Below are 24,803 nucleotides of genomic sequence, written 5' to 3' on the forward strand. Positions count from 1 at the left end.
GGGCGGCGGGGGGGGGGCGGGGGGGGGGGGGGGGGGGGGGGGGGGGGGGGCGGGGGGGGGGGGGGGGGGGCGGGGGGGGGGGGCCGCGCGCGCCCCCCCCCCCCCCCCCCCCCCCCCCCCCCTTCGGTGGAGGCGGCGCGTCAGACGCGGCGGATGTCGCGGCGCAGGCGCCACACCGCGAGGGCCCCGAACAGGACCGTCCACGTGGCCAGGCCGGCCACCGGCACCAGGACCTCGCCGCCGGAGACCGCGGCGCGGGCGAGCGCGCCCGAGCCGTACGCCGGGGTGAACGGCGCCAGATCGCGCAGGACTCGGGGTAGCACCTCGAGCGGGATGAACAGGCCGCCGAAGACGGCGAGCAGGGCGAGGCCGGGGCCGGCCAGCTGCATCACGTTCTCGGACGGCAGCAGCAGCCCGCACAGCAGGCCGAGGACCGCGAACAGCAGCGAGGGCAGCCAGGCCGCAGCGGCGGCGAGCAGCCACTCGTCCCAGCCGAGCCGGACGCCGAAGGCCGCGCCGAGCGCGAACTGGGCTGCCACCGAAACGAGTCCGAGCACCATCGCGGTGATCGCCTTGACGGCGACCTGGCCGAGCGGACGCATCGGGGTGAGCCGCAGCTGCCGCTGCCAGCCGAGAGCCCGCTCGACCGCGATGCCGGCGCCGCAGCCGGCCGCGCCGACCATCGCGCCGTACGCGGCCATCGAGACCATCACCTGGGCCAGCGGCCGCCCGCCGGACGCGCGGCTGGGCAGCCCGTAGAGCAGGAAGAAGGACGTCGGCATCGCGATCACCAGCACCACCGTGCGCACGTTGCGCAGGACCCGGCGGATCTCCAGAGCGAGGACGGTCCGGTTGCAGCCGCGCAGCGGCGAGCCGATGGGGAGCGGCAGGGACACGGGTGCCTCTCAGTCCTGGGTACGGGTGGGCGGAGGAACGGCAGCGGGCGACGGCGGGACGGCAGCGGGCGACGGCGGGACGGCAGCGGCCAGGGCGAGGAAGGCCTCCTCCAGTCCGGAGGAGCTCACCTCGATCTCGCGGGCCGCGGTACCGGCGAGGTGGCGCACCACCAGGTCGGAGTCCTGGGTGTGGACGGTGACGGTGGGGCCGCGCTGCTCGACCCGGTCGACGGCGGGCAGCGCGCGCAGGGCGGCCAGGTCGGCGTCCGGCCAGTGGGCGCTCACCACCCGCCCGGCGGCGTGGCCACGGATCTCGGCCGGGGTGCCGTCGGCGGCGATCCGTCCGGCGGCCATCACCACCACGCGCTCCGCGTACTGCTCGGCCTCGTCGAGGTGGTGGGTGGCGAACAGGACGGTGGGCCGGCTCGGGATCCGGCCGACGGCGTCCCAGAACTGGCGGCGGCCGGTGACGTCCAGGCCGGCGGTCGGCTCGTCGAGGACCAGCAGGCGGGGGCGCCCCAGCAGCGCCAGCGCGAAGTGCAGCCGGCGCCGTTCGCCGCCCGAGCAGGCGCCGACCCGGCGGCGGGCGACCCCCCGCAGGCCTGCCAGGTCGAGGGCCTCGTCGAGCGGCAGCGGGTCGTGGTGCAGCGAGGCGAAGTAGCGCAGCGTCTCGGTGGCGGTGAGGTCGTGCAGCAGGCCGCCGTCCTGGAGGACGGCGCCGACCTCGCCGCGGGCAGCAGCCTCGGCAGGGGTGCCGTCGAGGACGGTGACGGTGCCCCGGTCGGGGGTCTGCAGGCCGAGGATCAGGTCCATCACCGTCGTCTTGCCCGCGCCGTTCGGGCCGAGCAGGGCGGTGACCTCGCCGGGCTTCAGATCGAGGCTGATCCCGTCGACGGCGCGGACCTCGCCGAAGGACTTGGCGACGTCGTCCAGGCGGAGACCGCTCACTGCGACGCCGCGGGAGCCACCGCTCACCACGCCACCACCCGGGTGTCCTGACCGATCCGGAAACCCGCCTGGAAGCGGCTGACCGCGTCGGTGGCGCTCATGATGTCCGCGATGTGGCGGCGGCAGGTGCGCAGGGACACGTTCAGGCTGCGGGCGATGGCCTCGTCCTTCTCGCCCTCCGCCAGCCGGCGGATGATCTCGCGCTTCAGGTTGCTCTCCAGCATCTCGTCGATCGGGTTGGCGGGCCGCAGGCAGCGGGCGGACGGCCAGACCAGGTCGAAGGCGGCGGCGACCGCCTCGGCGACCACGGCGTCCCCGATCACCAGGGTGGGCGGGTCGTTCTCAAGGGTGCGGGGCAGCATCGCGGCGACCCGCCGGTCCACCACCAGGACTGCGTCGAGCTGCCGGTCGAGTTCTCCTCCGGTCTCGGCGACCCGGACGTGTTCGGCGAGCGGGTGGCCGCCGAGCAGCTCTCGGCAGCTGTCCAGAGCCTCCGGGTCGAACAGCGCGCGACGGTCGAAGTCGTGCCAGGCGAGCGCGAAGTCCCACAGGTCGAGAGCCGCCGCACCCGGACTGCGCTGCCAGATCACTGCGGTCCGGGCGCTGCGCAGCAGGTCGGCGAGGGTGGCGCTGACCGCGCGTTTTCCGGTGGCGCTCTCGTACTGGGCGAACCGGTCCGCCGCCGCGCGGACCGTCGTGGAGGTTCGGGCAGCCGTGATTGGTGTCGGCTGCACGATTCCACTGGAGTACAGGGTCATGTGACACCTTTCTGCCTTGTGGGCATCCCCGGGTTTCACGTGCTGCTGCTCCGGCGGGAAGGCCGGCTCCTCCGGTGCGACCGGCCCCGGACGCCTCCGGGTACGGCGGGGAAAGTCTAGGTTCGGGCGACGGCTCCGGGCAGGCCTGACGTACAGTCAACTACCCCAAGGGAAAGCAAAATCATGGCAAGTTGCGCCTCCGTGGCGAGGCCGAGGCCGAGCCGGTTGTGGGCCATGTGCAGGTGCGAGGCGAGGATCTGGCGGGCCCGCCCGGCGCCGAGTTCGGCGGTGAGGGCGACGGTGGCCGCGGCGAGCCGCCGGGTGAACGGCGACCAGCGGCCCGACTCCCCGGCGGCGAGCCGCCGCAGCGCCGGGGCGCACGGCAGCAGCGCCTCGGCCTTGGCCTCGAGAGCGGCCGGGTCGGGCGGCGTGGTGTTGAGCAGGGCGCGCCAGCCTGCGGTGTTGGCGTGCAGGAACTCCTCCTGGTCGGGCCAGGCGGGCAGCGCCGCGGCGAGCAGTTCGAGCCCGTCCAGCAAGGTCCGGCCGCGCCCGGACTGCCCTGCTCGGGCGGCGCAGGCGCGCAGGCAGACCACGCTGGAGACGTGGAACAGCTGCTCGGCGGCAGCCATCGCGTCCGGGCCGCCGTAGCGCTCCACCTCCGGCTCGTACGCGGCGCGGTGGACGCCGGGGGCGAGCAGCTCACCGGCCGGGAGGCTGGAGCCGTACTCGCCGAGCGCGGCCAGCGGTGCGGCCAGCTCGGCGTAACCGGCCGGGGTGAGGCGGCCGTCGACGGGGAGAGAGGCCTCGACGTCCGCCAGGCTGCTCGTCAGTCCGGCTTCCACCTCGTCGGCCTGATGATCGGTCAGATCGGATATGCGCAGGCGCACATGGGGGCCGCGCTGCCAGTAGCGGAGGTAGAACCAGGGGCGGGGCGTGCCGTCGGCGGACGGGCCGGCTGTCCGGACGGCACCGGGTACGCACGCCAGCAGGACTCGGTCCAGCACTGCCGGGTCGGCGGTGGGGACGTGCAGGTGCCAGCTGCGCCAGCGCAGTTCGCCGCTCATCCGCGCAGGTCCCAGAGCGGCCCGGTGTACCGGGGGGTGCCGCAGACAGTCATGAAGACCGGGACCTCCTTGCGGTCGAGCCCCAGCAGGGGCTGCAGGTGGTGTTCGTCGTAGGAGCGGGCCGGCCGGGCGACCAGGCCGTGAGCGGCGGCGGCCAGGCACAGGCCGTGCGCGGCCCAGCCGCACCACTGGGCGGTGAGAGCAGGTGCGGCGGGGCCGAACTCCTCGACCAGGGCGGCTGGTTCGGCACTGTGGACGTACAGCACCGAGGCGTGCCGCAGGGCGATGCCGGTGTCCGGGCCGTCGGGCCGGCCGAAACCCGGTTCGAGGCGGGCGGGCAGGTCGGGGCCGGGGCGGTGTGCGGTGAGTCGGCCGCCGGCCAGGCGGTAGGCGCCGTCGGGGAGGCCGGCGACGCCCTGGAGGACGACGGTACGGCGGATCCGTTCGGCGATGGCCGCCAGCAGGGTGTCCGGCGGCGGGACCGCCGCCCAGGCCAGCAGGTCGCGCAGGGCGGGTTCGGCGACGGGCGCGGGGCGCAGCGCGAAACCGTACCGGCGGCCGGGCACCCGGCCCGCGGAGCGCCGCCACAGGACATCGGCCCAGCTGGGACCGGGGGCGGTGGCGTGCGCCGGGGTGCCGGTCAGCGGACCGGCGGGCGAGCTGGTCCGGCAGCGGCTGAGGGCCCGGCAGTCCTCGGCGTCCGGGTCGTCGGCCGTGAACCGGGCGCAGTCGGCGGGCGCGGGCGGCGTCCCGGGCAGCGGGTGGGCGGGTGCGGGCCGGTGGGCGGTCAGTGCGACGGACAGCGGTGCACTCCAGTGGCCCGGACCGGCGTCGGTGAGCAGCTGCTCGGCGGGCGCGGACCCGGCCTCCAGGCGGCTGGGGACGCCGAAGGCCTCGGCGGTGACCGCCCACGCTCGCAGGTTGACGCCGAGTTCGGCCTCGCAGACGGCGAACCGCAGACTGCCGTACCCGGCGGGCAGATCGGAGTAGCGCGCGGCGAGCACCAGCCGGGTACGGTCGTCGGCCGTTCGGCGGGGCGGCGGCGAGGTGAGGTCGACCAGGGCCCGGCGGTACGGGTCGAGGTAGCGGCGGACGCCGGGGCCGCCGAGCAGGGCGTGCACGGGGTGGCGGGCCCGGCCGGAGGCGGTGGCCCGGTGGTCGGGGAACTGGTGGTCGGGCTCGCGGCGCTGCAGGCCGAAGGCGGTGGCCAGCGCCGCGCCGAGCGGGTCGGCGGGGTGGTGCAGCGGCGCCGGGAACGGGGTGGCGGCGAGCAGCTCGTGCAGGTCGCCGGGCAACGGAGTGCCCGTGCCGCCGCGTGCGTCCGGAGGCGGCTGGAACGCGGTGGTCGGGGCGGCGTCGTTGATGGCACGCTGCTCGCCGAGCAGTCGCTTGCCCGGCCCCTGCCGGTAGCTGAACGCGAGCGCCTCCGCCGGGCTGACGGCAGGGTCGCCTGCGGGGCCGGGCACCCGGCCGAACGGGGGGCCTCCGGCCGGTCCGATTGCGGGGCCGGGCCACGGGCCGACGGTTGGGCTGACCGCTGGTCCGGGCACCGGGCTGAGTGCCGCGTCGAGTGTCGGGCCGGCCGCGGTGCCGACTGCAGCGCCGTTGGCGGGGCCTGGCGCCGGGTGGGCGGTCACGGGAACGGGTGGGGGTCGAAGGGGAGGTCGCGTTCGTCGGCGTCCAGGGTGTCGAGCAGCCGGGGCAGTCCGGCCAGCCGCTGTTGGGCGTGGCCGAAGCACATCGGGACGATGCCGGGGACCACGGCCTTGACGGCGGTCATGCCGTGGGCGAGGTGCTCGGGCGTGGACTGGTCGACGATCAGGATCTGCCGCAGCCCGGCGGCCTCGTAGAGCCCGGCGACGTGGTCGAGGGCGCCGCGGACGTCGCCGCGGGCGGCCCGTACCAGGGTGTGCGGCCAGTCCGGGAAGGCCTCGGCGGGGGTGGTGGTCGGTCCGCCCAGGACGCGCTCCACGCGGGGGAGCAGCTCGGGGAAGGTGTAGCGCCGCCAGTGCTCGGCGATGGTCTGGATGGACCAGGGATCGTCGACGGTGTGCCGGTACTCGTCCGGGTCCCAGGCCAGGCCGCCGCTGACCATCTGGGTGAGCTCCCACAGCGCGGCGCGGACGGCTTGCTCCGGGTCGGGGTGGCAGCCCGCGGTGCTGAAGCTGGCGGGCAGCGCGCGGCGGCGGTTGACGGCCAGCGCCCACACGGCGGGCAGTGCCAACCGGTCGGTGATGACGAGCAGGTGGACGTCGTAGCCGTGCTCGTCGGCGAGCCGGAGCATCATCCGGCTGGCGGGGTCGCGGACGGCCGCCGGGTCGAGCGCGGGCAGTGGCCGGGCGCGGTGCCAGGCGAGCAGGAAGGCGTCGCGCTCGGCGAGTTCGAGCAGGGCGTGCAGCGCGGCTTCCTCGTAGCCGGAGCCGAGGGCGCTGCCGCTGGAGGACTCCAGGAAGCAGTTGCGGCCGGCGTCCGGGCCTTCGCCGTACGGGCGCAGGTCGTACCGGTAGCGGAAGAAGCCGATCTCGGCGGGGACGAGCCGGGGTGCCCCGCCGTCGAGCGGGTGGGACCAGACCCAGTCCAGCCGGGTGTCCGGGGTCCAGCGGCGCAGCCGGCTGTGCGGGGAGGCGAGTTGGGTGTCGGTGTGGTGGCCGAGGGTCGCCGGGTCGAGGGCCAGGGCGCCGAGTTCGCGGTGGGTGCGGCCGGGCAGCAGCGGGGTGTGGTGCGGATACCCGGCGGTGCGCTCGTACGCCTCCAGGACGGAGATCGCCTCGGCCTCGCGGAAGGATCCGGCGCGGCCCATGCCCGCGGGGGTGCCGGCGAGCAGCTCGGTCTCGGTGATCGGGTACGTACCGGCGGCGTGGCGGGTGGTGCGGGTGATCGGGCCGAAGCGCGGGTCGGCGAGCGCGGCGCGCATCCGGGCCGGGTCGAGGCCGAAGGGGGCGGCCGGTCCGCGCAGCGGCAGCCGGGCGGGGGTGGGCCGTGGTGCGGTGGGCCGGGCGGGCGGCGGTGCGGTGTCGGTGAGCAGCGCGGCTGCGGGGTCGCCGCAGACGGTGCAGCCGTGGTCGCGGGCGACCCGGTGGCGGCTGATCCGGCCGTCGGCGGTGACGGCGGTGGCCGCGCCGGGTTCGGCGTCGCGGGCGGCGAGGTTGGCCAGCAGGGCCTCGACGGTGGCGGCCAGCCAGGGCGGGAGGGCGCGGGCTTCGCGGGTGGCGGCGGCCGGGCGGGGCGTGGGGGCCTCGCGGTCGGCGCGCTGCCGGACGAAGCGCTGCTCGGGCTCCGATCGGCGGGCCCGGTCGGCTCGTTCGGCGCAGCCCGCGCAGCCGCGCTCGGTGCCGGGCGTCCACAGCGGGCCGATCAGGATCTCCTGGGCGGTGAGCCGGACGGAGAGCAGGGCGCGGTCCTCGGCGCGGGCGCGGTCGAGGGCGGCGCGCTCCCAGTCGGTGTCGTGGCCGGAGCGGGCGGCGAGCAGGATGCCGGGGCCGAGGGTGTCGGCCCAGTGCTGCCAGGGCCAGGAGGTGGGCAGTCCGGGGCCGAGCAGGGGAGTCGGGTGCAGGGCGGTGGTCATGCGCACCACACCCGTCCGGCGGTGGCGGGCAGCGGGCCGAGCACCGGGTCGTGGGTACGGACCACGGCGCGCAGCGCGTGGCTGTGCGCGGCGAGCCGGGCGGTGAGCTGCGCGAGCGCGGCCTCGGCCTGGGCGCCGGTGAGCTCCTCGGCGGGGGTGGCCGGTCCGGCGGCGGCGAGCCGGGCGCGGGTCTCCGGGTCGGCCTGGGCCTGGGCGACGGCGGCGGTCAGGGCGGCCTCCAGAGCGGTGGAGCGGTCGCACCCCCAGGCGGCGGCGCGCAAGTCCCCGGCGGTGTCGGTGACCTCGGCGAGCTGCCAGTCGGTGCCGTCGAGCCGGCGGACGGTCAGCGTGGTGTCGCGGTGGAACCACTCGTCCAGCACGCTCCACATCGAGCGCTGCCGGGCGCTGTCCAGCTCCTCCCAGGCGACCGGTGCGGGCGCAGCGAGGGCGGGGTGCAGGAGGCGCAGCGCGCCGTCCAGCAGGAAGCGGGTCGGGCTGCTGCCGGCTGCGGGGACGGAGTACGTGGGGTGCTGAGTCCCGGGCGGGCAGTCGCGGTCGGCGAGGGCGCGCAGGGCGTGCAGGACGGCGCCCAGGACGGCGGCGGCGCGGGTGCGGCCCCAGGCCGCGAGCAGGTCGCCGCCGAGCGGGCGAACGGTGGCGAGGGAGACGGGCAGTTGGGGCAGTGGGCCGTCGTCGCCAGGGACGACGAGTCCGGTCCAGGGAGCGGTGAGCGGGGCGAGCGTGCCGAGGACGGCGGCGGCGTCCGGCACGGCGGTGTCGGCGACGCCGGAGGGCTCCGCGCTGCGGGGCGGTTCGGTCAGGACGGTCCACTCGGGGCCGGTCCGCGCGGGCAGGGGCGGGAGTTGGCTGGTCGTCAGGTGGGGGCCGTGGATCAGCAGCGGGCCGGGGCGGCCGGGGCCGCCGAGCAGCCGGTCGAGGGCGGTGTGGGCGGCCAGCGATCCGGCGAGGGTGGCGCTGAGCGGGGTGGGCGCGGCCTCGTGCGGCCGGGCGTCGAGCCAGGCGGCGATCCGTCCGGTGAGCGCGCCAGGTTCCGTGCCGTCGCCGAGCAGGGCGTAGCGGTCCTCGGTGTGGACGGTGACCGCCCAGCCGGCGGAGCGCAGGGTGAGGGCGGGCCCGTCGGCGTCCTGCGCGGGCAGGTCGGTGACACCCGAGCTGCACAGGGTGCGGACGGCGGTGCGGGTGGCCGGGCCGGCGCCGAGGACGGTGACGGTGGCGGCGAGCAGGACGGCGAAGTCCCGGTAGGGGTCGGCGCTGCGGGTCTCCAGGTGGGCGAGTACGTCGGCGTACTCGGCCGAGGTGCGCGGGTCGGGCGCTGGGACGGTGAGGGCGTCCAGGTCGATCAGGACGTCCTGGCGGAGCAGCCGGCCCAGCACGTGGGCGAGGACGGGCCGGGCTGCCGGGTCGCCGGTGGCGGCGGTCAGCCGGTCGAGGTCGGCGCCCTCGGTGAGCGGGCCGAGCAGGCCGTCGACCAGTTCGTACAGGGCGGGCGGGCCGGCGAGGACGAACTCGCGGCCGCCCCGTGCGACGTACAGGCCCTGCGGGACGGGCGCGTAGTGCGTGTCGGGCCGCAGCTTGACTCTCATCGGGCGGTGGCCTCCCGGTCGACCTCGACCGCCCATTCGAAGGCGTTCGCGCCGTTGCGGACCTCGGGCAGCGCTTCCTCGAACCAGCCGCGGTGGCGGCGCTCCATCAGCCGGGGCAGCACCCGGACCATCAGGGCGCTGGCGAGGTCCAGGTACTGGGGCTTCTCGCGGCGGCGGGCGGCGATGATCTGCTCGATTTTCGGCGCGGCGGACTCCTCGCCGGGGCGGGCCATTCCGGGCAGCCGCCACAGCGGGGTCTTGACCACGATCTGCTCGGGCACCTCGTGCCGGGCCCGCCAGGCGGTGAGGGCGAGCAGGTCGGCGACCTCGTCGACCGGGGTGGTGGGCGCGGGCAGGTCCTCGCCCGGGTACCAGCGGCGGCGCTGCAGGATGCAGTCGCCGGCCACCAGCCGGGGGTAGCGCACGGTCGGGGCGGTGTCGCCGAGCGGGCGGGCGGCGGTACGGTGGGCACGCTCGACCGGGTCGAAGGCGACCAGGCTGGGCCCGTGCAGCCAGGCGGCGACCAACAGCGGGGCTGGCTGCGCGTCGATCCACTTCATGCCGAGCGAGAGCACCCGGATCGGCTGCCCGTCGCCGTCCAGCAGGACGAGCCGGTCGGTGGCGGGGTCGTGGACCAGCCGGGCGCGGACCCAGTCCTGCGGGGTGAGGCGGCGCTCCAGCAGCGGCAGGCGGTGGTTGAGGTTGCTGCCGTGCAGGCCGTGGTCCTCGACCGGCTGTTCGCCGCGCCCGGAGTGCAGCCGGTGGAGCCGCTCGCGCAGCCGGTCGCGGAAAACGCCGTCCTGGTCGGCGGTGTCCAGGAAGCGGGTGGTGAGCTGCCCGGACCCGGGGTAGCAGGCGTTGACCACCAGCCGGCCCGCGCCGGCGGGCTGGACCAGCAGGCCGTACGAAGGGCTGTCCCCGGCGCACTCCTCGGGCAGGCCGTCGGCGAGGGCGGCCAGTTCGGCGGCGGTCAGCCGGGCCTCGGCCAGGCCGTCGGCTCGGGATCGCTCCAGCAGCTCGGTGAGGGCGCCCTCGGCGCGGGCGCGGGCGCGGTGGAGCTGTGCCAGGACGCCCTCGGCGGCGGCCGGATCGGTCTCCACCCGCTGCTGCCGGGCCCGGACCTCGGCGACCAGCTCGGGGGCGTGGTCGAGCAGCGGGGCCTGCCCGCCGGTGCCGAAGCGGTCGGTGAAGGCCCGGACCAGCAGGGCGCGTACGTCGTGGTGGCGGTCGAAGAGGTGCAGGAAGCGGCCGACGGTGGGCAGTTCGCCGAGCGCAGTGGCGTGGCCGCCGGGGCTGACCGGGGTGGGTGGCAGCAGGTGGTCCTCGTTGACCCGCAGCCGCACCGGGACGGCGCTGAGGGTGTTGAGTTCGCGGCCGGCGCGTTCGATCCGGCTGAGCGCGGCGACCCGTTCGGGCACGGCGGCGCGGGCGGCGCGGGCGAGTTCGGCGCCGATGCCGTCGAGGAGTTCGGCGGCCCGGCCGTGGCCGGTGGCGAGCGCGGCGGTGGCGTCGGCGAGCAGCGTGGTGCTCTGCTCGTCCAGCAGTGGTGCGGGGACCAGGATCTGCGCCCGGACGGCGGCGGTGATCAGCGTGATGGCCGCCTCGACGGGGACGCCGAGACGGTCGGCGGTGGCCGCGGCGAGCTCCTGCGGCGTCAGCGGACCCATCTCGGCGAGCCGGAGCAGCACCGTCAGCTCGCGGCTGAGCTCGGCGGCGAGCATGCGGCCCTGGCCGTCGCTGTGGTGGTGGAAGCGGATCCGGTCGCCCTCGACGCGCAGCATCGGATTGCGGGCGAGCACGGTCGGGCTGGTCCGCTCGGGGGCCTGGAGGATGCCGTTGACCAGGCCGGACAGCTGCGGCTGGTCGAGCCCGAACACGCTGCGGGCGTCCCGGCGGGCAAAGCGCGCCTGGTCGAGGGGGACACCGTTGTCCGCCCACTCGGCGAAGGCGACGGCGGTCAGCCGGGCGAGCGGGCTGACCCGGACCACCGCCCGGGTCCAGTGCTGGACCAGTCCGCGCTCGGACTTGCGGTCGCGGGCCGAGGTGCGACCGGCGGCCTTGCGGTAGCGCTGCACCGCGTCCAGGACCTGCGGGGAGTTCAGCGCCAGCGAGAGCTGGAACGGCTCGCTGCCGAGCGCGTCCGCGAAGGCGGCGCGCTCGTGGGTGAGGAACGCGGCGTGCCCGGTCCGGACGGCGGTACGGGCGAGCCGGCGTCGGTCGTCGGCGTCCAGCCAGGCGGTGACCGGTTCGGGCAGCGGCTCGGGCCACGGCCCGGGGCCGGGGTCGCGGTCGTTGTGCACGGCACGGCGCAGGTGCAGCAGCCGGTGCCGGTCGGTGCCCCCGGCGTGCGCGATCGCCTTGTACAGGCTGTCGCACGCGGCGTCGGCGAGCCGGGCGCAGCGCTGCTCGGACTCTGCCAGCGCGGTCAGCGCGGTGCGCAGCTCGGGCGCGGCGAGCCGCCGTCCGGGCGTGGGGTTGATCCGCAGCATCACGCTGTCGGCCAGCACCCAGCCGCCGGCGGACGCGGACGGGCGAGGCGGCGCGGCGGGTTCGGCGGGGGAGGGAACGGCGAAGGTGGGCACCGGGAGCGGCCTCTCTGGGAGCGGAACGCGGCTGCGCGACGGAAAGCGGGGTGCGCTTGCGGAGCGCGGGGGCGCGCTACGGAACGCGGGTGCGCCACGGAACGCGGGGGCGCGCTGCAACGCGGATGCGCGCGGGAACGCGGCTTGGCGACGGCGCGGGCCGGGCGGATGCGCGCGGCGCCGACCGCGGGTCCGGGGCCCGGGACGGGCCGCACCGGAGCGCGGGCGGGCACGGAGGCGAAGCGGGGCCGGTGGCCGCCGGCAGGAGGGGGTCAGGACGCGGCGAGCTGGCTGCGCCGGGCCCGCATCCGTTCCACCGACGTGGCCCCGGTGAGCTCGTCCGCCGCCTCGGCGATCCCGTAGCAGAGGTAGTAGCGCTGCATGGGGGTGATGCCGAAGCAGGTCAGCGTCGGGTAGAGGGTGTTGAGCAGCAGCCGGTAGGCGTTCTGCCGGTAGTTCTGCTCGGCGGCCTGCCGGTTCTCCAGGTACGCGGCGATGAACTCGCTGCGCACCGGCCTGCCGAGCGGGTACTCCATCGGGCCGACGGCCTGGTGGATGGCGTCCTCGTTGAGGACGCCGTGCGCGCACGCCGCCTCGGCGGTGCCCCAGATCCGGGTCAGTGCCTTCTCCCAGCCGTCCAGCAGCGGGCTGTCGACCGGCCCGGTGAGTGCCTCGGTGAAGCGTTCCGCGTCCTGCCGGTACCGCCGGGCGTAGATCGCGCGCAGGTCGGTGTGGTTCCCGGTGGCGGAGCAGACGCCCTCGACGTGGGAGCGCAGGGCCAGGGTGCCCACGGGGTAGCCCTGCGGGTGGGAGCGGGCGACCAGGGCGAGGATCCGGGCGAGCTGCGGCAGCAGGTCCTCGTCGGGCAGCGCGGCGGTGTCCAGGACGGAGTCCAGGTAGGCGTCGGCCATCAGGTCGCGGGTGAGCAGCAGCGGGGCGGAGAAGCGGGCCGCGTCCTCGTCGGGTCCGGACTCGACGTGGCCGTGCGGGTGCAGCGGCAGCGGGTCCTCGCGGCGGTTCTCCCAGCGGCCGAGCTGCTCGGCGCGGCGCAGGTAGTCGTTCACGGCGGGCGGCTGCGCGGTGAGCGCGGAGGCGGCCCGGCCGGCCTGCTCGGTGAACTCCTCCAGCACCGGCGGCCGGTGCGGGTAGGAGCGGACCAGCACCCGCAGGTGCGAGCCGTGCAGCCAGCCGCGGCGCAGGTGCACCACGGGAAGCTGCTGCGCGTCCCTGAGCTGCCTCAGTGGCGTGTCCAGGGCGCGCAGCAGGTCCCGCGGCTGCGCCGAATGGTCGGTGATACGTACGGCCGTGCCCGGGCCGATGGTGTCCATGGCGTGTCTCCCGGAGGTACGCGAGGCGACCGGTGCGGCTGAGACCGCGCGGTCGTTCGCAGGTGGCCGATGGGCTGTTCGGTGGCGCCGTCCCCGTCCGTCCTCAGTGCGGAATTCGTTCCGCCTGACGGATCGTCAGCGCCTCAGCTGTTGGGCCGGGTCAGCAGCAGGAGGTGGACAGCGAGCCGGAGATGCCGTTCAGGTCGGCCTCGCCGAGGACCTCCTCGCCGTCGGGGGTGACGGTCGGGTAGATGATGACGATGGACGCGCCCATGTCGGGCAGCGCGACGCCGTCGCCGGCCTCCAGGACCTCGAGCTCGGTGACGTCGAAGGCGCCGAAGTCGATGCTCATGGCGATTTCCTCTCGGTTCGTTCGAGGACGCCGATCGTCCTCGCAACGACAATCAGCTTCCGGCTCGGGAGATCGAACCGGCAAGCGGCTGGCGCGGCATCAAGTTGCCGTCCGATGAAGGGTTTTGACGCGATCAGGAACCGGATTTGACGGTTCGTGGGGGCGCCGTCGGCAACCGGAACGGAGCAAACCGGTCATTTCCCGCTTGCAGTTTGCTGCCAACGACCTCTCCGGGTCCCCGTCCGCTCTGGACGGCATCGGTGCCGAGCTCGCAGAGTCGGTGATCGGCCTGGCGGCGCACCTGCGGCCGCGGCCCTCCTTCCGCCGATCCGGCCGGGCACCCCGCTCAGAATCGGAGCCATCGTGATCCAAGCCCAGGGACTGACCCGCAGCTTCCGCACCCGCTCGGGCCCCATGGAGGCCGTCGCCGGCGTCGACCTGTCGGTCGCCGAGGGCGAGGCCGTCGGCTTCCTCGGCCCCAACGGGGCCGGCAAGACCACCACCGTGCGGATGCTGTGCACCCTGCTGCGCCCCACCTCCGGCACCGCCACCGTCGCCGGGCTGGACGTGGTGCGCCGGCGGGCGGAGGTGCGCCGACAGATCGGCTACGTCGGGCAGAGCGGATCCGGCGGCGACCACCGCGCGGGTGACGAACTGCGCACCCAGGCAAGGCTGCAGGGCATGACGGCGGCGCAGGCCGCCGAGCGGGCCGCCGAGAGCGCCGAGCGCTTCGAACTGACCGAGCTGCTGGACCGCCCGTGCGGGCGGCTCTCCGGCGGCCAGCGCCGCCGCCTCGACCTGGCCCTCGGCCTGGTGCACCGGCCGAAGGTGCTCTTCCTCGACGAGCCGACCGCCGGACTCGACCCGCAGTCCCGCGCCAACCTGTGGGAGCATCTGCGGGCCCTGCGCGCCGAACAGAACCTCACCGTCTTCCTCACCACGCACTACCTGGAGGAGGCCGACGGGCTCTGCGACCGGATCCTGGTCATCGACGGCGGGAAGATCGTCGCCGCCGACACCGCCAAAGCGCTGAAGGACCAGATCGGCGGCGACGTGATCATCCTGGAGACGCAGCAGGTCGGCGACTGCGCCGCTGCCGCGGCCCGGGTCCTGCCCGACTGCCGGCCGGACGTGACCGCCGAACGCGTCCACCTGCACTGCGCCGACGCGCAGCGCCGACTGCCCGAACTGCTCAAGGCGTTGGACACGGCCGGAGTCGCGCTCAGCTCGGTCGAGGTCAAGCGGCCCAGCCTGGAGGACGCCTTCCTCCGGCTCACCGGCCGCTCACTGCGCGAGGACCGTCCCGCCCCCGTCGCCGCTTCGGCGGTGGCCCGATGAACACCCTCCGCACCAGCCTCATCATCTTCCGCCGCTCGCTGCGGTTCACCCTGCGCAACCCCGCCTGGGTGGTCATGAGCCTCATCCAACCGCTGCTCTACCTGGTGCTGTTCGGCCCGCTGCTGGCCAAACTCGCAGCTGTGCCCGGCTTCGGCGCCAACCCGTGGCGGGTGTTCGTCCCCGGCCTGCTGGTCCAGCAGAGCGTCTTCGCCTCCGCCTTCGTCGGCTTCGGCGTGATCGCCGAGATCCGCTCCGGCGTCCTCGACCGGATGCGGGTCACCGCCGCCGGCGAACTCGGCCTGCTGCTCGGCCGGGTGATGCGCGACGCCGTCGTGTACGCCGTCCAGGGCGGCCTGCTGGTACTCGGCGCCGTCGGCCTCGGCCTGCGCGCCTCACTCGCCGGCGTGGTGCTCTCGTTCGTGCTGCTGTGCGTACTCGGCCTCGCGATGTCCGCGCTGTCGTACGGGCTGGCGCTGCGGATCCCCGCCGAGGACGTGTTCGGGCAGCTGATCAACGCGGTCACCCTGCCGACGCTGCTGCTCTCCGGCGTGCTGCTGCCGATGACGCTCGCCCCCGGCTGGCTGTCCGGGCTCTCCCGGGCCAACCCGCTGACCCACGTGGTCACCGGGGTGCGCGAGCTGTTCGACGGGCGGCTCGCCTCCAGCGGCACCCTGACCGGCGCGGCGGTCGCGCTCGGCCTGGCCGCGCTCACCGTCTGGTTCGGGCTGCGCTCGGTCCGCTCCGCCGACCGCTGACAGAGCCTCCTTCCGGCGGACCGGACCGCCGCAGAGCCGAACTGCTGACAGAGAGGGACTCCCGTGCCACTCGGCACCACCGCGCCGCCCGCCCCCGGGCAACTGCTGCGCCACCGGCTCGGCAACGGGCTCACCGTCGTCCTGCTGCCCGACCCCGAGGTCCCGGCCGTCGCCGTCGCGGTCGCCTACGACGTCGGCTACCGCAGCGAGGCCCGCCCCGGCTTCGCCCACCTCTTCGAGCACCTGATGTTCCAGGGCAGTTCCACGCTGCCCAAGCTCGCCCACGCCGAGCGGGTGCAGGCCGCCGGCGGCGCCTTCAACGCCGTCACCCAGCGCGACCACACCTGCTACTACCAGGTGGTGCCCGCCGAGGCGCTGGAACTGGTGCTGTTCCTGGAGGCCGACCGGATGCGCGGCCCCCGGGTCACCCCGGAGACCATCGCCAACCAGGTCGCGGTGGTCGCCGAGGAGATCAACCAGAACTTCCTCGGCCGCCCGTACGGGGGCTTCCCGGCGTTCACCCTGCCGCCGGTGCTCTTCCACGAGGAGGCCAACGCTCACAACGGCTACGGCGACACCGGCACGCTCAGCGGCGTCACCCCCGAGGAGTGCGAGCGGTTCTTTGCCGACCACTACACGCCGGGCAGCGCGGTCCTGGCGATCAGCGGCGCCTTCGACCCGCAGCACGCGCTCGACCTGGCCGAGAAGCACTTCGGCGCGCTGCCCGCCCGCCCCCGTACGCCGCGCCGCGACTGCCCCGAACGGCTGCCCGACGCCGAGCGGACCCACACCCTCACCGACCCGCTCGCCCCCGCCGCCGCGGTCGCCGTCGGCTGGCGCTGCCCCGCGCCCGGCACCCCCGAGCACCTGGCCGCCCTCCTGGTCGCCGCCCTGCTCGGCGACCCGCAGCACGGCCGGCTGCGCCGCACCCTGGTCCGCGACGGGCACGCCGCCCAGGCCGCCGTGCTCCCCTCGCTCACCGGGCAGGCCTTCGACGCCCGCGACCCGGAAGCACTGGTCGCCACCGCCGTCTGCGCACCCGGCAGCACCCCCGGGCAGGTCGCCGACCTGATCCGGCACCAGCTCGACCTGCTCGCCGTGCCGGACGGCTTCAACGAGGCCGAACTCGCCCGCGCGGTACGGCGCCTGCGGGCCGCCTGGTACAGCGAGACCGACCCGGTCGCCGCCCGGGCCCGGCGCGCCGCCGCCTTCGACGTACTGCTCGGACGGGCCGAACTCGTCACCGAGCTGCCCAGGCTGCTCGCCACCGTCGACGCCGGGCAGGTCCGGGCCGCCGCCGAGGCCCTGGCCGCCTGCCCGCCGGCCGTCCTCACCGTCGAACCCGCCGGAGGCCGCCCGTGACCACCGCCCCCATGACGTCCGGACACGACACCGCCGCGCCCGCCGTCCCCGTGGTGCCGCCCCCGGCGGCCGCGCGGCCGATCGAGTACCGCGAGCTCACCCTGCCCAACGGCCTGCGGGTGCTCGCCGCCCGGCGCGCCGCCGTCCCGGTGGTCGAACTCCGCCTTGCCCTGCCGTTCGGCGGCGACAGCGCCGAGCACGCGGCCGAGGCCGAACTGCTCGCCGCCGCACTGACCTGCGGCGCGGCCCGCCGCGACCGCGCCGCCGTGGACGAGGTGCTCGCCGAGTACGGCGGCAGCCTGCGGGTCGAGGCCCGGCCGGAGCGACTCAAGGTCACCGCCCGGCTGCTGAGCGAGGGCCTGCCGACCCTGCTCGACCTGCTCGCCGACCTGCTCACCGGCACCGCCTTCCGGACGGCCGAGGTGGAGGCCGAACGGGCCCGGCTGCTCCAGCGGGTCGCACTCGCCGGCCGGATGCCGCAGTACGCCGGCCGCTCCGCGCTGCTGCGGCACTGCTTCGGCGACCACCCGGCCGCCCGGGAGACCCCCGACGCCGAGCCGGTCCGCGCGGTGACCGTGGACACCCTGACCCGCCGCCGCGCCGAGGGCCTGCTCCCCGAGGGCTCCACCCTCGTCCTGGTCGGCGACCTGGTGCCCGAGCAGGCCCTGGACGCCGCCGCGCGGGCCCTCGCCGACTGGACCGGCCCCGGCCCGGCCCGCGAGATGGCAAGCCCGCCGCAGGTCACCGGCGGCCCGGTCGCCGACGTCAGGATGCCCGGCCTGCGGCAGGCCGAGGCCCGGCTCGCCGCGCCCTCACTGCCCCGGACCGACCCCGGCTTCGCCGCCCTGCACCTGGCCGAACTGGTCTTCGCCGGCTACTTCTCCTCCCGGCTGGTCCGCTCGCTGCGCGAAGAGGCCGGCTACGCGTACAGCGCCCGCTGCGCCGCCCACGAGATCGGCACCACCGCCGTCAACCTGGTCCAGTTCGGCGTCGACCCCCGGCACCGGGACGAGTCGCTGGAGCGCACCTTCGCCGTTCTCGCCCGGCTCAGCGGAGACCGGCCGCCCACCCCGGCCGAGGTCCGGGCCGCCGCCGGGTACAGCGCGGGCATCCGGTCGATCTCCCTGGCCACCCAGATCGGCCTGGCCGACGCCCTGCTCGACGCCGCCGTGCACGGCCTGCACCCGGCGTGGCTGACCGCCTTCCCCGCGTCCCTCGCGCAGGTGACGGTCGACCAGGTCGCCGAGGCGGCCCGCGTCCACCTCGATCCCGGCGCGTTCACCGGCATCGTCCTGCAGCCCTGAACCCTCACCCCACGCCCCCGGAGGTACCCCCGTGCGTTTCGGCCTGTCCTTCCTGCCCGACTCCACCCCGCAGACCAAGTCGCCCGCCGCGTACTACGACGAGGTGCTGGCCCTGTCCCGGTACGGCGACCGGGCCGGGCTGGACTACGTGAAGATGACCGAGCACTACCTGCACCCCTACGGCGGCTACTGCCCCAGCCCGCTCACCTTCCTCACCGCCGTCGCCGCGCAGACCACCGACATCCGGCTGATCACCGGCTGCGTGCTCCCGGTCTTCCACCACCCCGTCCAACTCGCCTCGTACATCACCATGGTGGACGCGATCAGCCACGGCCGGCTGGAGATCGGCTTCGCCCGGGCCTACCTGCCGCACGAGTTCCACGCCTTCGACGTGCCGATGGACGGCAGCCGGGCCCGCTTCGAGGCGGTGGTCGCCGCCGTCGCGCGGATGCTCAAGGAGGAGGGCGTCGACGAGCAGACCCCGTACTTCACCCTGCGCAACGCCACCGTGCTGCCCCGCCCCACCCAGCAGGACGGCCCGCCGCTGTGGATCGCCGCCGTCCAGTCCCCGGAGAGCTTCCGCCGGATCGCCGAACTCGGCCACGGCCTGCTGATCACGCCCACCGGCCGCGAACTCGACAACAGCATGGTCGAGCTGTACCGGAAGACCTACGCCGAGCACCACCCGGACTCCGCGCCGCGCGTGATGGCCAGCCTGCCGCTGGTCGTCGCCGAGACCGACCAGGAGGCCCGGGCCATCGCCGACCCGCACCTCAACCGGTACCTGGAGGTGTGGAGTTCGGCCCTCGACCCGTGGGACGAGACCGTCTCCAAGGACTACCACCAGTACACCGGCCTGGCCGCTTCCATCCGCACCCTCACCGCCAAGGACCTGCGCGCCAACGGCAGCGCCATCGTCGGCTCGCCCGAGCACGTGGCCGAGCAGATCGGCCGCTTCCAGGAGCGGATGAACGTCGACGGACTGCTCTGGCAGGCCGACTTCGGCGACTTCGGCGGCGCGGCTGCACTGCGCAGCACCGAACTGTTCGTCGAGAAGGTCCGCCCGCAGTTCCCCGGGGTTGCCCGGTGAACACCACGACCGCCGTGAACGGGACGACCGCCGCCGGCCTGATCGCCGCCGAGTCCGTCGCGCTGAACCCCACCGCCGTACTCCGCGACGGCCAGGTCCGCTACCGGGTCGCCGCACCGGACCGGACCCGCAGCCTCGCCGTCACCGCCACCGCCACCGTCCGCACCCTGGTCGCGTTCAGCGCCCTCGGCCCGGCCGACCGCGACCGGCTGACCGCCGCACTGGCCCGCCGGCTCGGGCCCGACCGTGCCGAGGCCGCCGTCACCGCGGGCCTCGGCAGCGGACTGCTGCTCGGCCACCCCGCCGACGCCCACCCCGGCGCCGACCCTGCACCCGCCCGGCGCCACGTGCTCGACGCACCGCCGGAGGGGTATGCCGAGGCGTTCGCCGACCTCGCCGCACTGCTCCCGCTGCTCGGCCTGCTCGACCGCGGCCACGACATCCGGGCGCTGCTCACCGTCGCGTTCACCGACCGCCACGGCAACGGGGGCACGGCATCGCTGGTCGACTGCGCCGCCGACCTGCTCACCGTCGTGCACCGCCGGTCCGGCATGCTCGACACCGACGGCGCCGAGGAGTTCGGCCCCGCCGACGGCTCCCTCGCCGCGCTGCTCGCCGCCCGCGCCACCGCCGACCTCGCCGCCCGGCTCTCCGGCGCCGCCCCGGGCCCCGTCCCCGAGCTGCCGACCCGATTCCGGGAACCGGACGGCGGCTACCAGCTCCTGACCGCCCCGCAGGACGGCTCGCTCCTCCTCCTCGGCGCGGGCACCGCGGGCGAACCCGCCGACCCAGCCCCGTACCGCTGGTACGAGGCCCGCCTCAGCCACCGGCCGGACACCGACACCCTCACCGTCACCGACCAGGACGGCCGACCGCTCACCGTGCCCTGCCCGCCCGCGCGCCCGGCGTGGCAGCTGCCCGCGCCGATCCAGATCGCCGCCTGGCTCTCCGGCGCCACCCGCCTGCGCATCGACCTGCCGGCCCAGCGCCCCGAACGGCCCCGGCTCGGGCGCATCCTGTTGGGCCCCGCCGTCCCGACCGCCGAGCCCTGGCTGATCGACTGCGGGGGCCGACCCAGGTGACCCGCCTGAAGCTCCGGCCCGGCTGCCACTTCGCCCCGGTCCCGCAGGGCCTGCACTGTTCCTTCCACGGCGCCGCCTTCGTGGTGCAAGGCCCAGCCCTGCTGTTCGAGGCACTGGACCGCCGACTGGGCCCGCTGACCGACGGCGTCGAGGCGTCCGAGCTCGCCGGCGGACCGGGCGGGTCGCTGCTCGTCCCGCTGCTCCGCGTCCTGGCCGATCGGGGGCTGCTCCTCGACCTGGACGCGGCCGGCGGGCCGCCGCCGACCGACCCGCGGCACGAGGAGATCGTCGCGCACCTGGAGGAGCACGCCGATCAGCCGTACGACCTGTACCGGCGCCTGTGCCGCACGCCCGTGGCGGTCACCGGCACCGGCCCGGCCGCGGACGCCGCCACCCGCTCGCTCACCCGCCTCGCCGTCGGCACCGCCGCGGGGGAGGACCGGTCGGCGGATGTCACGGTGCAGATCCTGACGGACGCCGAGCAGGCGCTGCCGGTGGCCCCGACCGCTGACGGGCCCCTCACGGCCGATGGGCAGGCGGCGCACGGGCCGGGCACCGGCGAACCGCTGACGGTCCGCCGATCTGCCGCCGGTGGCCCACCAGCGCCTCCCGAACAGGTGGCGCCGTCCGCGGCAGGCCCCACCGGATCCCCGGCGCCCGACCGGCCGGCGGGTTCGCCGGAGCCCGGCATCGGGCCGCTGACGGCCGATGGGGCCGGCGCGCCCGGCGCCCTGCTGCCCGTCTCCGTCGGGTCCGGGCATGCCGTCGTCGGACCGGTGCTGGACGAGCCCGCGCAGGTCGCCGGGTTCCGGGCGGCGGTCCGACGGGTGGCGGGCTGGCTGGCGGTGCTGCCGCAGGGGCCGGCGCCGATGCCCGTGGGCGCGGTCCTCGCCGGCTCGCTGGCCGCCCGTCGCGTGGTCGACCGGATCACCGGCCTGGCGCCCGTCGACGGGATGCTGGTGGTGCACGGACCGACCGCCGAGGTCACCGCCGTACCCCTCCCGGACCGGACGGCCACGGCCTCCTGGCAGCCGACCGATCCGGACGAGCCGCCCGGGGACACCGACCCGGCCGTCCTGACCGAGCCGTGGCGCGGCCTGGGCCGGTGGCTCGACCCGGCCGGGCCGGAACACCGCCGACCGATCGCCGCCGTCACCCTGCGACCGGTCCTCGCGCCTGCAGCTGCACCGCTGACCGGCTGGGGCGAGGACGAAGCCGCTGCCCGCCGCCACGCCCTGCTCGCCCTGCTGCGCTCCCACGTCGACGTCGCGGGGCAGGAAGCCACCGGCGATCCGGCGGAACGCGCCTGCGCCGGCACCACTCCCGCACACGCCACCCTCGACGGCCTGCTCCGCGCGCTGGCACCGCTGACCCTCGCCACTCCCGGCCGGACCCTCCCGCCGACCGCCCTGGAACATCCGACCGCCCGCGCCCTGTACAGCGCCCTCACCGACTACCACGGACGGCACTTCGACCTGGCGCTCCACCAACTGGGCGACGGCGCATGGCACCTTGCCACCGCCCGCTCCCCGTACGGCGGCCTCCTCGCCGCCGAGTGGGGCCCGAGCCCGGCGTCGGCCGCCTACGCCGTCCTCGGGACGCTGTTCACCGCCGAGACCACCGGCGGCACCCACCCGCCGACCGGCACCTGGTGCGTGGAACACCTCACCGAGGTGGCGCTGACCCGCACGTTGAACGGGCTGCTCGCCGAACACCGCGTGACGGTGCGCAGCCTCACCGCCGACCCGGTCCTCGGCCCACTGCCGTGGACCTGCGCCCGGCTCCTCCTGCACTGACGCGCTGCCCCGGACCCGCCCCGACCCGACCTCCGAGGAGCCCCGGATGTCCTCCGCCCCCGAGCCCCCGTCCGCACCCGAGGTGCTGCGCTTCGCGCTCGCCCAGGGCCCTCTCCGAGGGCTGCTGCTGGACCCGATCGCGGTGGACGAGCGGATCGCCACCACCGCTCTCCTGCCGCCCGCGGCGGCCCGCGGCGAAGAGCTCCACCCGCTGCCCGCCGGGACCTTCCGGCTGCTGCAGGACCTCCCGTTCGGCGGCGGCCGGAGGGCGGAGCGACCAGCGGACGCGCCTCTGCTCGGGCACCTGCTGGTGGCCGCGCTCGGCATGCAGCGGCGCGAACCGTCGAACCCGGCCAACGACCACCGCACGGTGGCGTCCGTGCGCAGCAAGTTCCCGGTCCACGCGCTGGTGGTCGGCACCGACGGCCCGGCCGGATACCTCGACCTCTACCGGCACGCCCTGGTGGCCCTCGACGCCGAAGTGCCGCCGGAGCTGCGGCCACCGGACTCGGCGATACGCGTGGTGCTGGCCGGCCGGCTGACCGACCTGCCCACGCCGTACGGCATCCTGCGGCGGGCGCTGGGCGAGCTGGAACTCGGCATCAACCTGCGCGCCCTGCTCACCGCCGCCGAGCTGTTCGACTGCCCGGCGACGGTACAGACCACCGGCACCGAACCGGCCGCCGCCGAGCAGCTGGTCGCCGACTCCGGACCGGGCTGCTGGTCGACACCGGTGGTGACGACCCTGCACGGCCTACCGGGCCCGGGTCCGTTCGGCCCGACCGGCACCCGCCGCCCGTTGGCCACCGAACTCGACGCGCTGCTCACCGACTCCGCCGCGCACCCCAGCCTGACCGGCTCCGCGCCGATCACCGCGACGCGCCGTACCGCCCCCGCCGCCGTCCCCGTTCCCGCCGCCGCCCTCCCCAAGCCCGCCGAGGGGCCGGTGTCCTGGGCGGAGGTGCTGTGGAACCGCAGCGCAGGCCGCGTGCCGCTCCCACTCACCGGCTTCTCCGTCCGCCCGAGCAGCAGCACGGCCGCCGAGGTGGAATCGCTGGCAGCGTGGGCCGGCGTCCCGGTGCCGTCGGGGCCGCTGACGGCGGTCCGCGACGCGCTGTCCGTCCACGTGGTGCTCCAGCACACCGCAGGACTGCCCGACGGCCACTACCGGGCCGCACCGGACGGCGGGCTCGCCCTGGTCCGCCGGGCCGAGGGTCTGCCCGCAGAACTCGAGGCGGGATTCGGCTACCCCCTCGCACCCGGCAACGACAGCGGCGTACGGCACGCCTCCTCCCTGTGGTTCCTCACGGCGGACGTGCAGCAGCTGATCGAGCAGCAGGGGCCCGCCGCCTGGAGCCTGCTGCAACTCGCCTCCGGCTGGGTGGCCCACGGGCTCGGCCTCGCAGCCGCCGCACAAGGCCGGTTCGCCCGGCCGGCCCGCTCCTTCGACGAGCACCTGGTCGGCCGCCTCCTCGGCCTGCCCGCGGGGGAGTACCCGGTCCTGCTCACCGTCTGCGGTCGCACCCGCTACGCGGAGCCGTACCTCGACCTGCGCGTCTGACCCCGACAGAGAGGCCCCGCCCATGCCGCCGTTCAGCGTTCCGCCCGGCCCCGCCCGGCAGCTGACCGTCCTCAGCGGCGGCCTGAGCGGCTCCTCCTCCACCCGCCGCCTGGCCGACTGCCTCACCGACGCGGTCCTGGACCGGCTCGCCACCGACGGTGTGACCGCCGTGACGCACACCGTCGAGCTGCGCGACCTCGCCCACGACCTGGCCGACCACCAGCTCACCGGACTGCACACCCCGGCGCTGGCCGACACACTGGACCACCTCGCGGAGTCCGACGCGGTGATCGCAGCCACCCCGATCCTGCACGCCTCCTTCGGCGGCCTGTTCAAGTCCTTCCTGGACACCGCCGCCCCCGGCGCGTTCACCGGCCGCCCCGTGCTGCTCGCCGCCTCCGGCGGCTCCCTGCGCCACTGCCTGGTCCTCGATCACGCCCTGCGCCCACTCTTCACCACCCTCGGCGCCCGCCTCACCCCCACCAGCGTCTACGCCACCCCGGCCGACTGGGCGGGCCCCGAACTCCCCGAGCGCATCATCCGCGCCGCCACCGAACTGTGTGCCCTGCTGCCCGAGGCCCCGCCCGTCCCGACCCGCCCCCGCGGCCCTCGCCCCCGACGCTCGGCCGCCGCCGTCCCGAACCAGGTCTCGCCGCACCAAGAGCGATAGGGTCCGACGCCACGGGCGGAACCGATCAAGAAACGTCACGAAAGCCACTGACTCCCTGTGCTGTGGCTGTGGCTGCCCAGGTCAAGTGTCCGCTCCAAGGCCGGGAAGATGCCGGTGAGTCGGCCGCGCAGTCGGTTGATCCGGCGGGTGCGGTCCGCGTTCGGGTCGGCCCGCCGGCCGGTGAGGATCCGCAGTACAACCGCGTGCTCGTCATCCGGCCGCAGGACGGTCAGGTCCTGGTGCATTCGCGCCTGGTCGGCGATGACCGCGGCATCCCTGGCATCGGTCTTGCCCATTCCCCGGTAGCCGACCGGGGCCCGGTTGACGGCCAGGCCGGGTATGTGGACGAGGTGCTGGCCGTGGTCGAGCAACACGCTGATCCACAGTGCGGCCATGTCGTCGCCGACGTCGACGGCCCGGGACCACGTCCTCGTCGAGGGCCGGCACGTCGGCGAACAGGGCCAACAACTCCGGCTCGTCGTTCAGCACCACACAATGAGCGTTTTCAGGGTGGGCGCCGATCGGGTGACGCCGGGCGGTCGGCGTTGGTTACCTGTCCTGCCGCACTGGACCTGTCGCACGCGCTCGTTGAATGGGTCACGATGCTGGTCGTCACCCGGGAGGGTGGCCGTCGCTGCAAGCTCCGGCCTTCCCAGCGGGCCCTGGCCGCGCTCGTGTACCTGCGCAAGCACGGCACCCTCGCGGAATGCGACCGCGTAACCTCGAGCTTCAACGCCGAAAGGCTCAG

At 75.8% G+C, this 24,803-nt stretch carries 20 protein-coding genes and 1 pseudogene; 10 read left to right on the top strand and 11 right to left on the bottom strand.

Going from position 1 to position 24,803, the window contains the following annotated elements:
- Positions 1-140: 140 nt before the first annotated feature.
- From ACGFX4_RS35740 to ACGFX4_RS35785, 10 genes are all read right to left on the bottom strand, one after another.
- A complete protein-coding gene (locus tag ACGFX4_RS35740) occupies positions 141-896 on the bottom strand; it encodes an ABC transporter permease (RefSeq protein ID WP_393083851.1) in 756 nt (251 codons plus the stop codon).
- Positions 897-905: 9 nt separating this feature from the next.
- The gene (locus ACGFX4_RS35745) at positions 906-1,844 is read right to left on the bottom strand and encodes an ABC transporter ATP-binding protein (RefSeq protein WP_393083854.1); all 939 of its coding nucleotides are present in this window, start codon (positions 1,842-1,844) and stop codon (positions 906-908) included.
- Positions 1,845-1,867: 23 nt separating this feature from the next.
- Positions 1,868-2,602 carry a LuxR C-terminal-related transcriptional regulator gene (locus ACGFX4_RS35750; RefSeq protein ID WP_393083857.1) on the bottom strand — a complete coding sequence of 245 codons (735 nt, stop codon included), beginning with the start codon at positions 2,600-2,602 and terminating at the stop codon, positions 1,868-1,870.
- Positions 2,603-2,718: 116 nt separating this feature from the next.
- On the bottom strand, positions 2,719-3,666 hold the full coding sequence (locus tag ACGFX4_RS35755) for a thiopeptide-type bacteriocin biosynthesis protein (protein WP_393083860.1): 948 nt from the start codon (positions 3,664-3,666) through the stop codon (positions 2,719-2,721).
- Positions 3,663-5,132, bottom strand: coding sequence for a hypothetical protein (locus ACGFX4_RS35760; protein ID WP_393083863.1), 1,470 nt, complete (start codon positions 5,130-5,132; stop codon positions 3,663-3,665). Before ACGFX4_RS35760 ends, ACGFX4_RS35755 begins: the two co-directional genes overlap by 4 nt.
- Before the next feature lie 167 nt (positions 5,133-5,299).
- Positions 5,300-7,231, bottom strand: coding sequence for a TOMM precursor leader peptide-binding protein (locus ACGFX4_RS35765; protein ID WP_393083866.1), 1,932 nt, complete (start codon positions 7,229-7,231; stop codon positions 5,300-5,302).
- A complete protein-coding gene (locus ACGFX4_RS35770) occupies positions 7,228-8,835 on the bottom strand; it encodes a hypothetical protein (RefSeq protein WP_393083869.1) in 1,608 nt (535 codons plus the stop codon). Before ACGFX4_RS35770 ends, ACGFX4_RS35765 begins: the two co-directional genes overlap by 4 nt.
- Positions 8,832-11,417 (bottom strand): hypothetical protein, encoded by a 2,586-nt coding sequence (locus tag ACGFX4_RS35775; protein ID WP_393083872.1) that lies wholly within the window; start codon positions 11,415-11,417, stop codon positions 8,832-8,834. Before ACGFX4_RS35775 ends, ACGFX4_RS35770 begins: the two co-directional genes overlap by 4 nt.
- Before the next feature lie 272 nt (positions 11,418-11,689).
- Positions 11,690-12,745 carry a hypothetical protein gene (locus ACGFX4_RS35780; RefSeq protein WP_393083875.1) on the bottom strand — a complete coding sequence of 352 codons (1,056 nt, stop codon included), beginning with the start codon at positions 12,743-12,745 and terminating at the stop codon, positions 11,690-11,692.
- 160 nt (positions 12,746-12,905) lie between these two features.
- Positions 12,906-13,097, bottom strand: coding sequence for a hypothetical protein (locus tag ACGFX4_RS35785; RefSeq protein ID WP_345695806.1), 192 nt, complete (start codon positions 13,095-13,097; stop codon positions 12,906-12,908).
- 363 nt (positions 13,098-13,460) lie between these two features.
- On the opposite strand from ACGFX4_RS35785, the gene ACGFX4_RS35790 reads away from it, so the two are divergent.
- The 9 genes from ACGFX4_RS35790 (at position 13,461) to ACGFX4_RS35830 (ending at position 24,055) form a co-directional block, all read left to right on the top strand.
- Entirely contained in the window at positions 13,461-14,435 is a 975-nt protein-coding gene (locus ACGFX4_RS35790) for an ATP-binding cassette domain-containing protein (RefSeq protein ID WP_393083879.1), read from the top strand.
- The gene (locus ACGFX4_RS35795) at positions 14,432-15,190 is read left to right on the top strand and encodes an ABC transporter permease (RefSeq protein WP_393083882.1); all 759 of its coding nucleotides are present in this window, start codon (positions 14,432-14,434) and stop codon (positions 15,188-15,190) included. The genes ACGFX4_RS35790 and ACGFX4_RS35795 overlap by 4 nt, the downstream gene beginning before the upstream one ends.
- A 63-nt stretch (positions 15,191-15,253) precedes the next feature.
- Entirely contained in the window at positions 15,254-16,552 is a 1,299-nt protein-coding gene (locus ACGFX4_RS35800; protein ID WP_393083885.1) for a M16 family metallopeptidase, read from the top strand.
- On the top strand, positions 16,549-17,856 hold the full coding sequence (locus ACGFX4_RS35805) for a M16 family metallopeptidase (protein WP_393083888.1): 1,308 nt from the start codon (positions 16,549-16,551) through the stop codon (positions 17,854-17,856). Before ACGFX4_RS35800 ends, ACGFX4_RS35805 begins: the two co-directional genes overlap by 4 nt.
- A gap of 31 nt (positions 17,857-17,887) precedes the next feature.
- Positions 17,888-18,946 (top strand): LLM class flavin-dependent oxidoreductase, encoded by a 1,059-nt coding sequence (locus tag ACGFX4_RS35810; protein ID WP_393083891.1) that lies wholly within the window; start codon positions 17,888-17,890, stop codon positions 18,944-18,946.
- Positions 18,943-20,028, top strand: coding sequence for a hypothetical protein (locus tag ACGFX4_RS35815; RefSeq protein ID WP_393083894.1), 1,086 nt, complete (start codon positions 18,943-18,945; stop codon positions 20,026-20,028). Before ACGFX4_RS35810 ends, ACGFX4_RS35815 begins: the two co-directional genes overlap by 4 nt.
- On the top strand, positions 20,025-21,824 hold the full coding sequence (locus ACGFX4_RS35820; RefSeq protein ID WP_393083897.1) for a hypothetical protein: 1,800 nt from the start codon (positions 20,025-20,027) through the stop codon (positions 21,822-21,824). The genes ACGFX4_RS35815 and ACGFX4_RS35820 overlap by 4 nt, the downstream gene beginning before the upstream one ends.
- Positions 21,825-21,870: 46 nt before the next feature.
- Positions 21,871-23,385: a hypothetical protein gene (locus tag ACGFX4_RS35825; RefSeq protein ID WP_393083900.1), complete on the top strand. Its 1,515-nt coding sequence runs from the start codon at positions 21,871-21,873 to the stop codon at positions 23,383-23,385.
- A 22-nt stretch (positions 23,386-23,407) separates the two neighbouring features.
- The gene (locus ACGFX4_RS35830) at positions 23,408-24,055 is read left to right on the top strand and encodes a CE1759 family FMN reductase (RefSeq protein ID WP_393083903.1); all 648 of its coding nucleotides are present in this window, start codon (positions 23,408-23,410) and stop codon (positions 24,053-24,055) included.
- Positions 24,056-24,090: 35 nt separating this feature from the next.
- Here the strand turns inward: ACGFX4_RS35830 and ACGFX4_RS35835 are convergent, their stop codons facing one another.
- Positions 24,091-24,450, bottom strand: coding sequence for a transposase (locus ACGFX4_RS35835; RefSeq protein ID WP_393083906.1), 360 nt, complete (start codon positions 24,448-24,450; stop codon positions 24,091-24,093).
- A gap of 150 nt (positions 24,451-24,600) precedes the next feature.
- On the opposite strand from ACGFX4_RS35835, the pseudogene ACGFX4_RS35840 reads away from it, so the two are divergent.
- Positions 24,601-24,762: pseudogene (locus ACGFX4_RS35840) on the top strand (IS5/IS1182 family transposase); the annotation flags it as partial.
- Positions 24,763-24,803 lie beyond the last annotated feature (41 nt).

Source organism: Kitasatospora sp. NPDC048365, from assembly GCF_043200835.1.
Taxonomy (GTDB): Bacteria; Actinomycetota; Actinomycetes; order Streptomycetales; family Streptomycetaceae; genus Kitasatospora; species Kitasatospora terrestris.

Excerpts from the sequence above, each read along its gene's own strand:
- ACGFX4_RS35750 (WP_393083857.1), bottom strand. The coding sequence starts at position 2,602 with ATGACCCTGTACTCCAGTGGAATCGTGCAGCCGACACCAATCACGGCT.
- ACGFX4_RS35755 (WP_393083860.1), bottom strand. The coding sequence starts at position 3,666 with ATGAGCGGCGAACTGCGCTGGCGCAGCTGGCACCTGCACGTCCCCACC.
- ACGFX4_RS35765 (WP_393083866.1), bottom strand. The coding sequence starts at position 7,231 with ATGACCACCGCCCTGCACCCGACTCCCCTGCTCGGCCCCGGACTGCCC.
- ACGFX4_RS35770 (WP_393083869.1), bottom strand. The coding sequence starts at position 8,835 with ATGAGAGTCAAGCTGCGGCCCGACACGCACTACGCGCCCGTCCCGCAG.
- ACGFX4_RS35780 (WP_393083875.1), bottom strand. The coding sequence starts at position 12,745 with ATGGACACCATCGGCCCGGGCACGGCCGTACGTATCACCGACCATTCG.
- ACGFX4_RS35785 (WP_345695806.1), bottom strand. The coding sequence starts at position 13,097 with ATGAGCATCGACTTCGGCGCCTTCGACGTCACCGAGCTCGAGGTCCTG.
- ACGFX4_RS35795 (WP_393083882.1), top strand. The coding sequence starts at position 14,432 with ATGAACACCCTCCGCACCAGCCTCATCATCTTCCGCCGCTCGCTGCGG.
- ACGFX4_RS35825 (WP_393083900.1), top strand. The coding sequence starts at position 21,871 with ATGTCCTCCGCCCCCGAGCCCCCGTCCGCACCCGAGGTGCTGCGCTTC.
- ACGFX4_RS35830 (WP_393083903.1), top strand. The coding sequence starts at position 23,408 with ATGCCGCCGTTCAGCGTTCCGCCCGGCCCCGCCCGGCAGCTGACCGTC.
- ACGFX4_RS35835 (WP_393083906.1), bottom strand. The coding sequence starts at position 24,450 with ATGGCCGCACTGTGGATCAGCGTGTTGCTCGACCACGGCCAGCACCTC.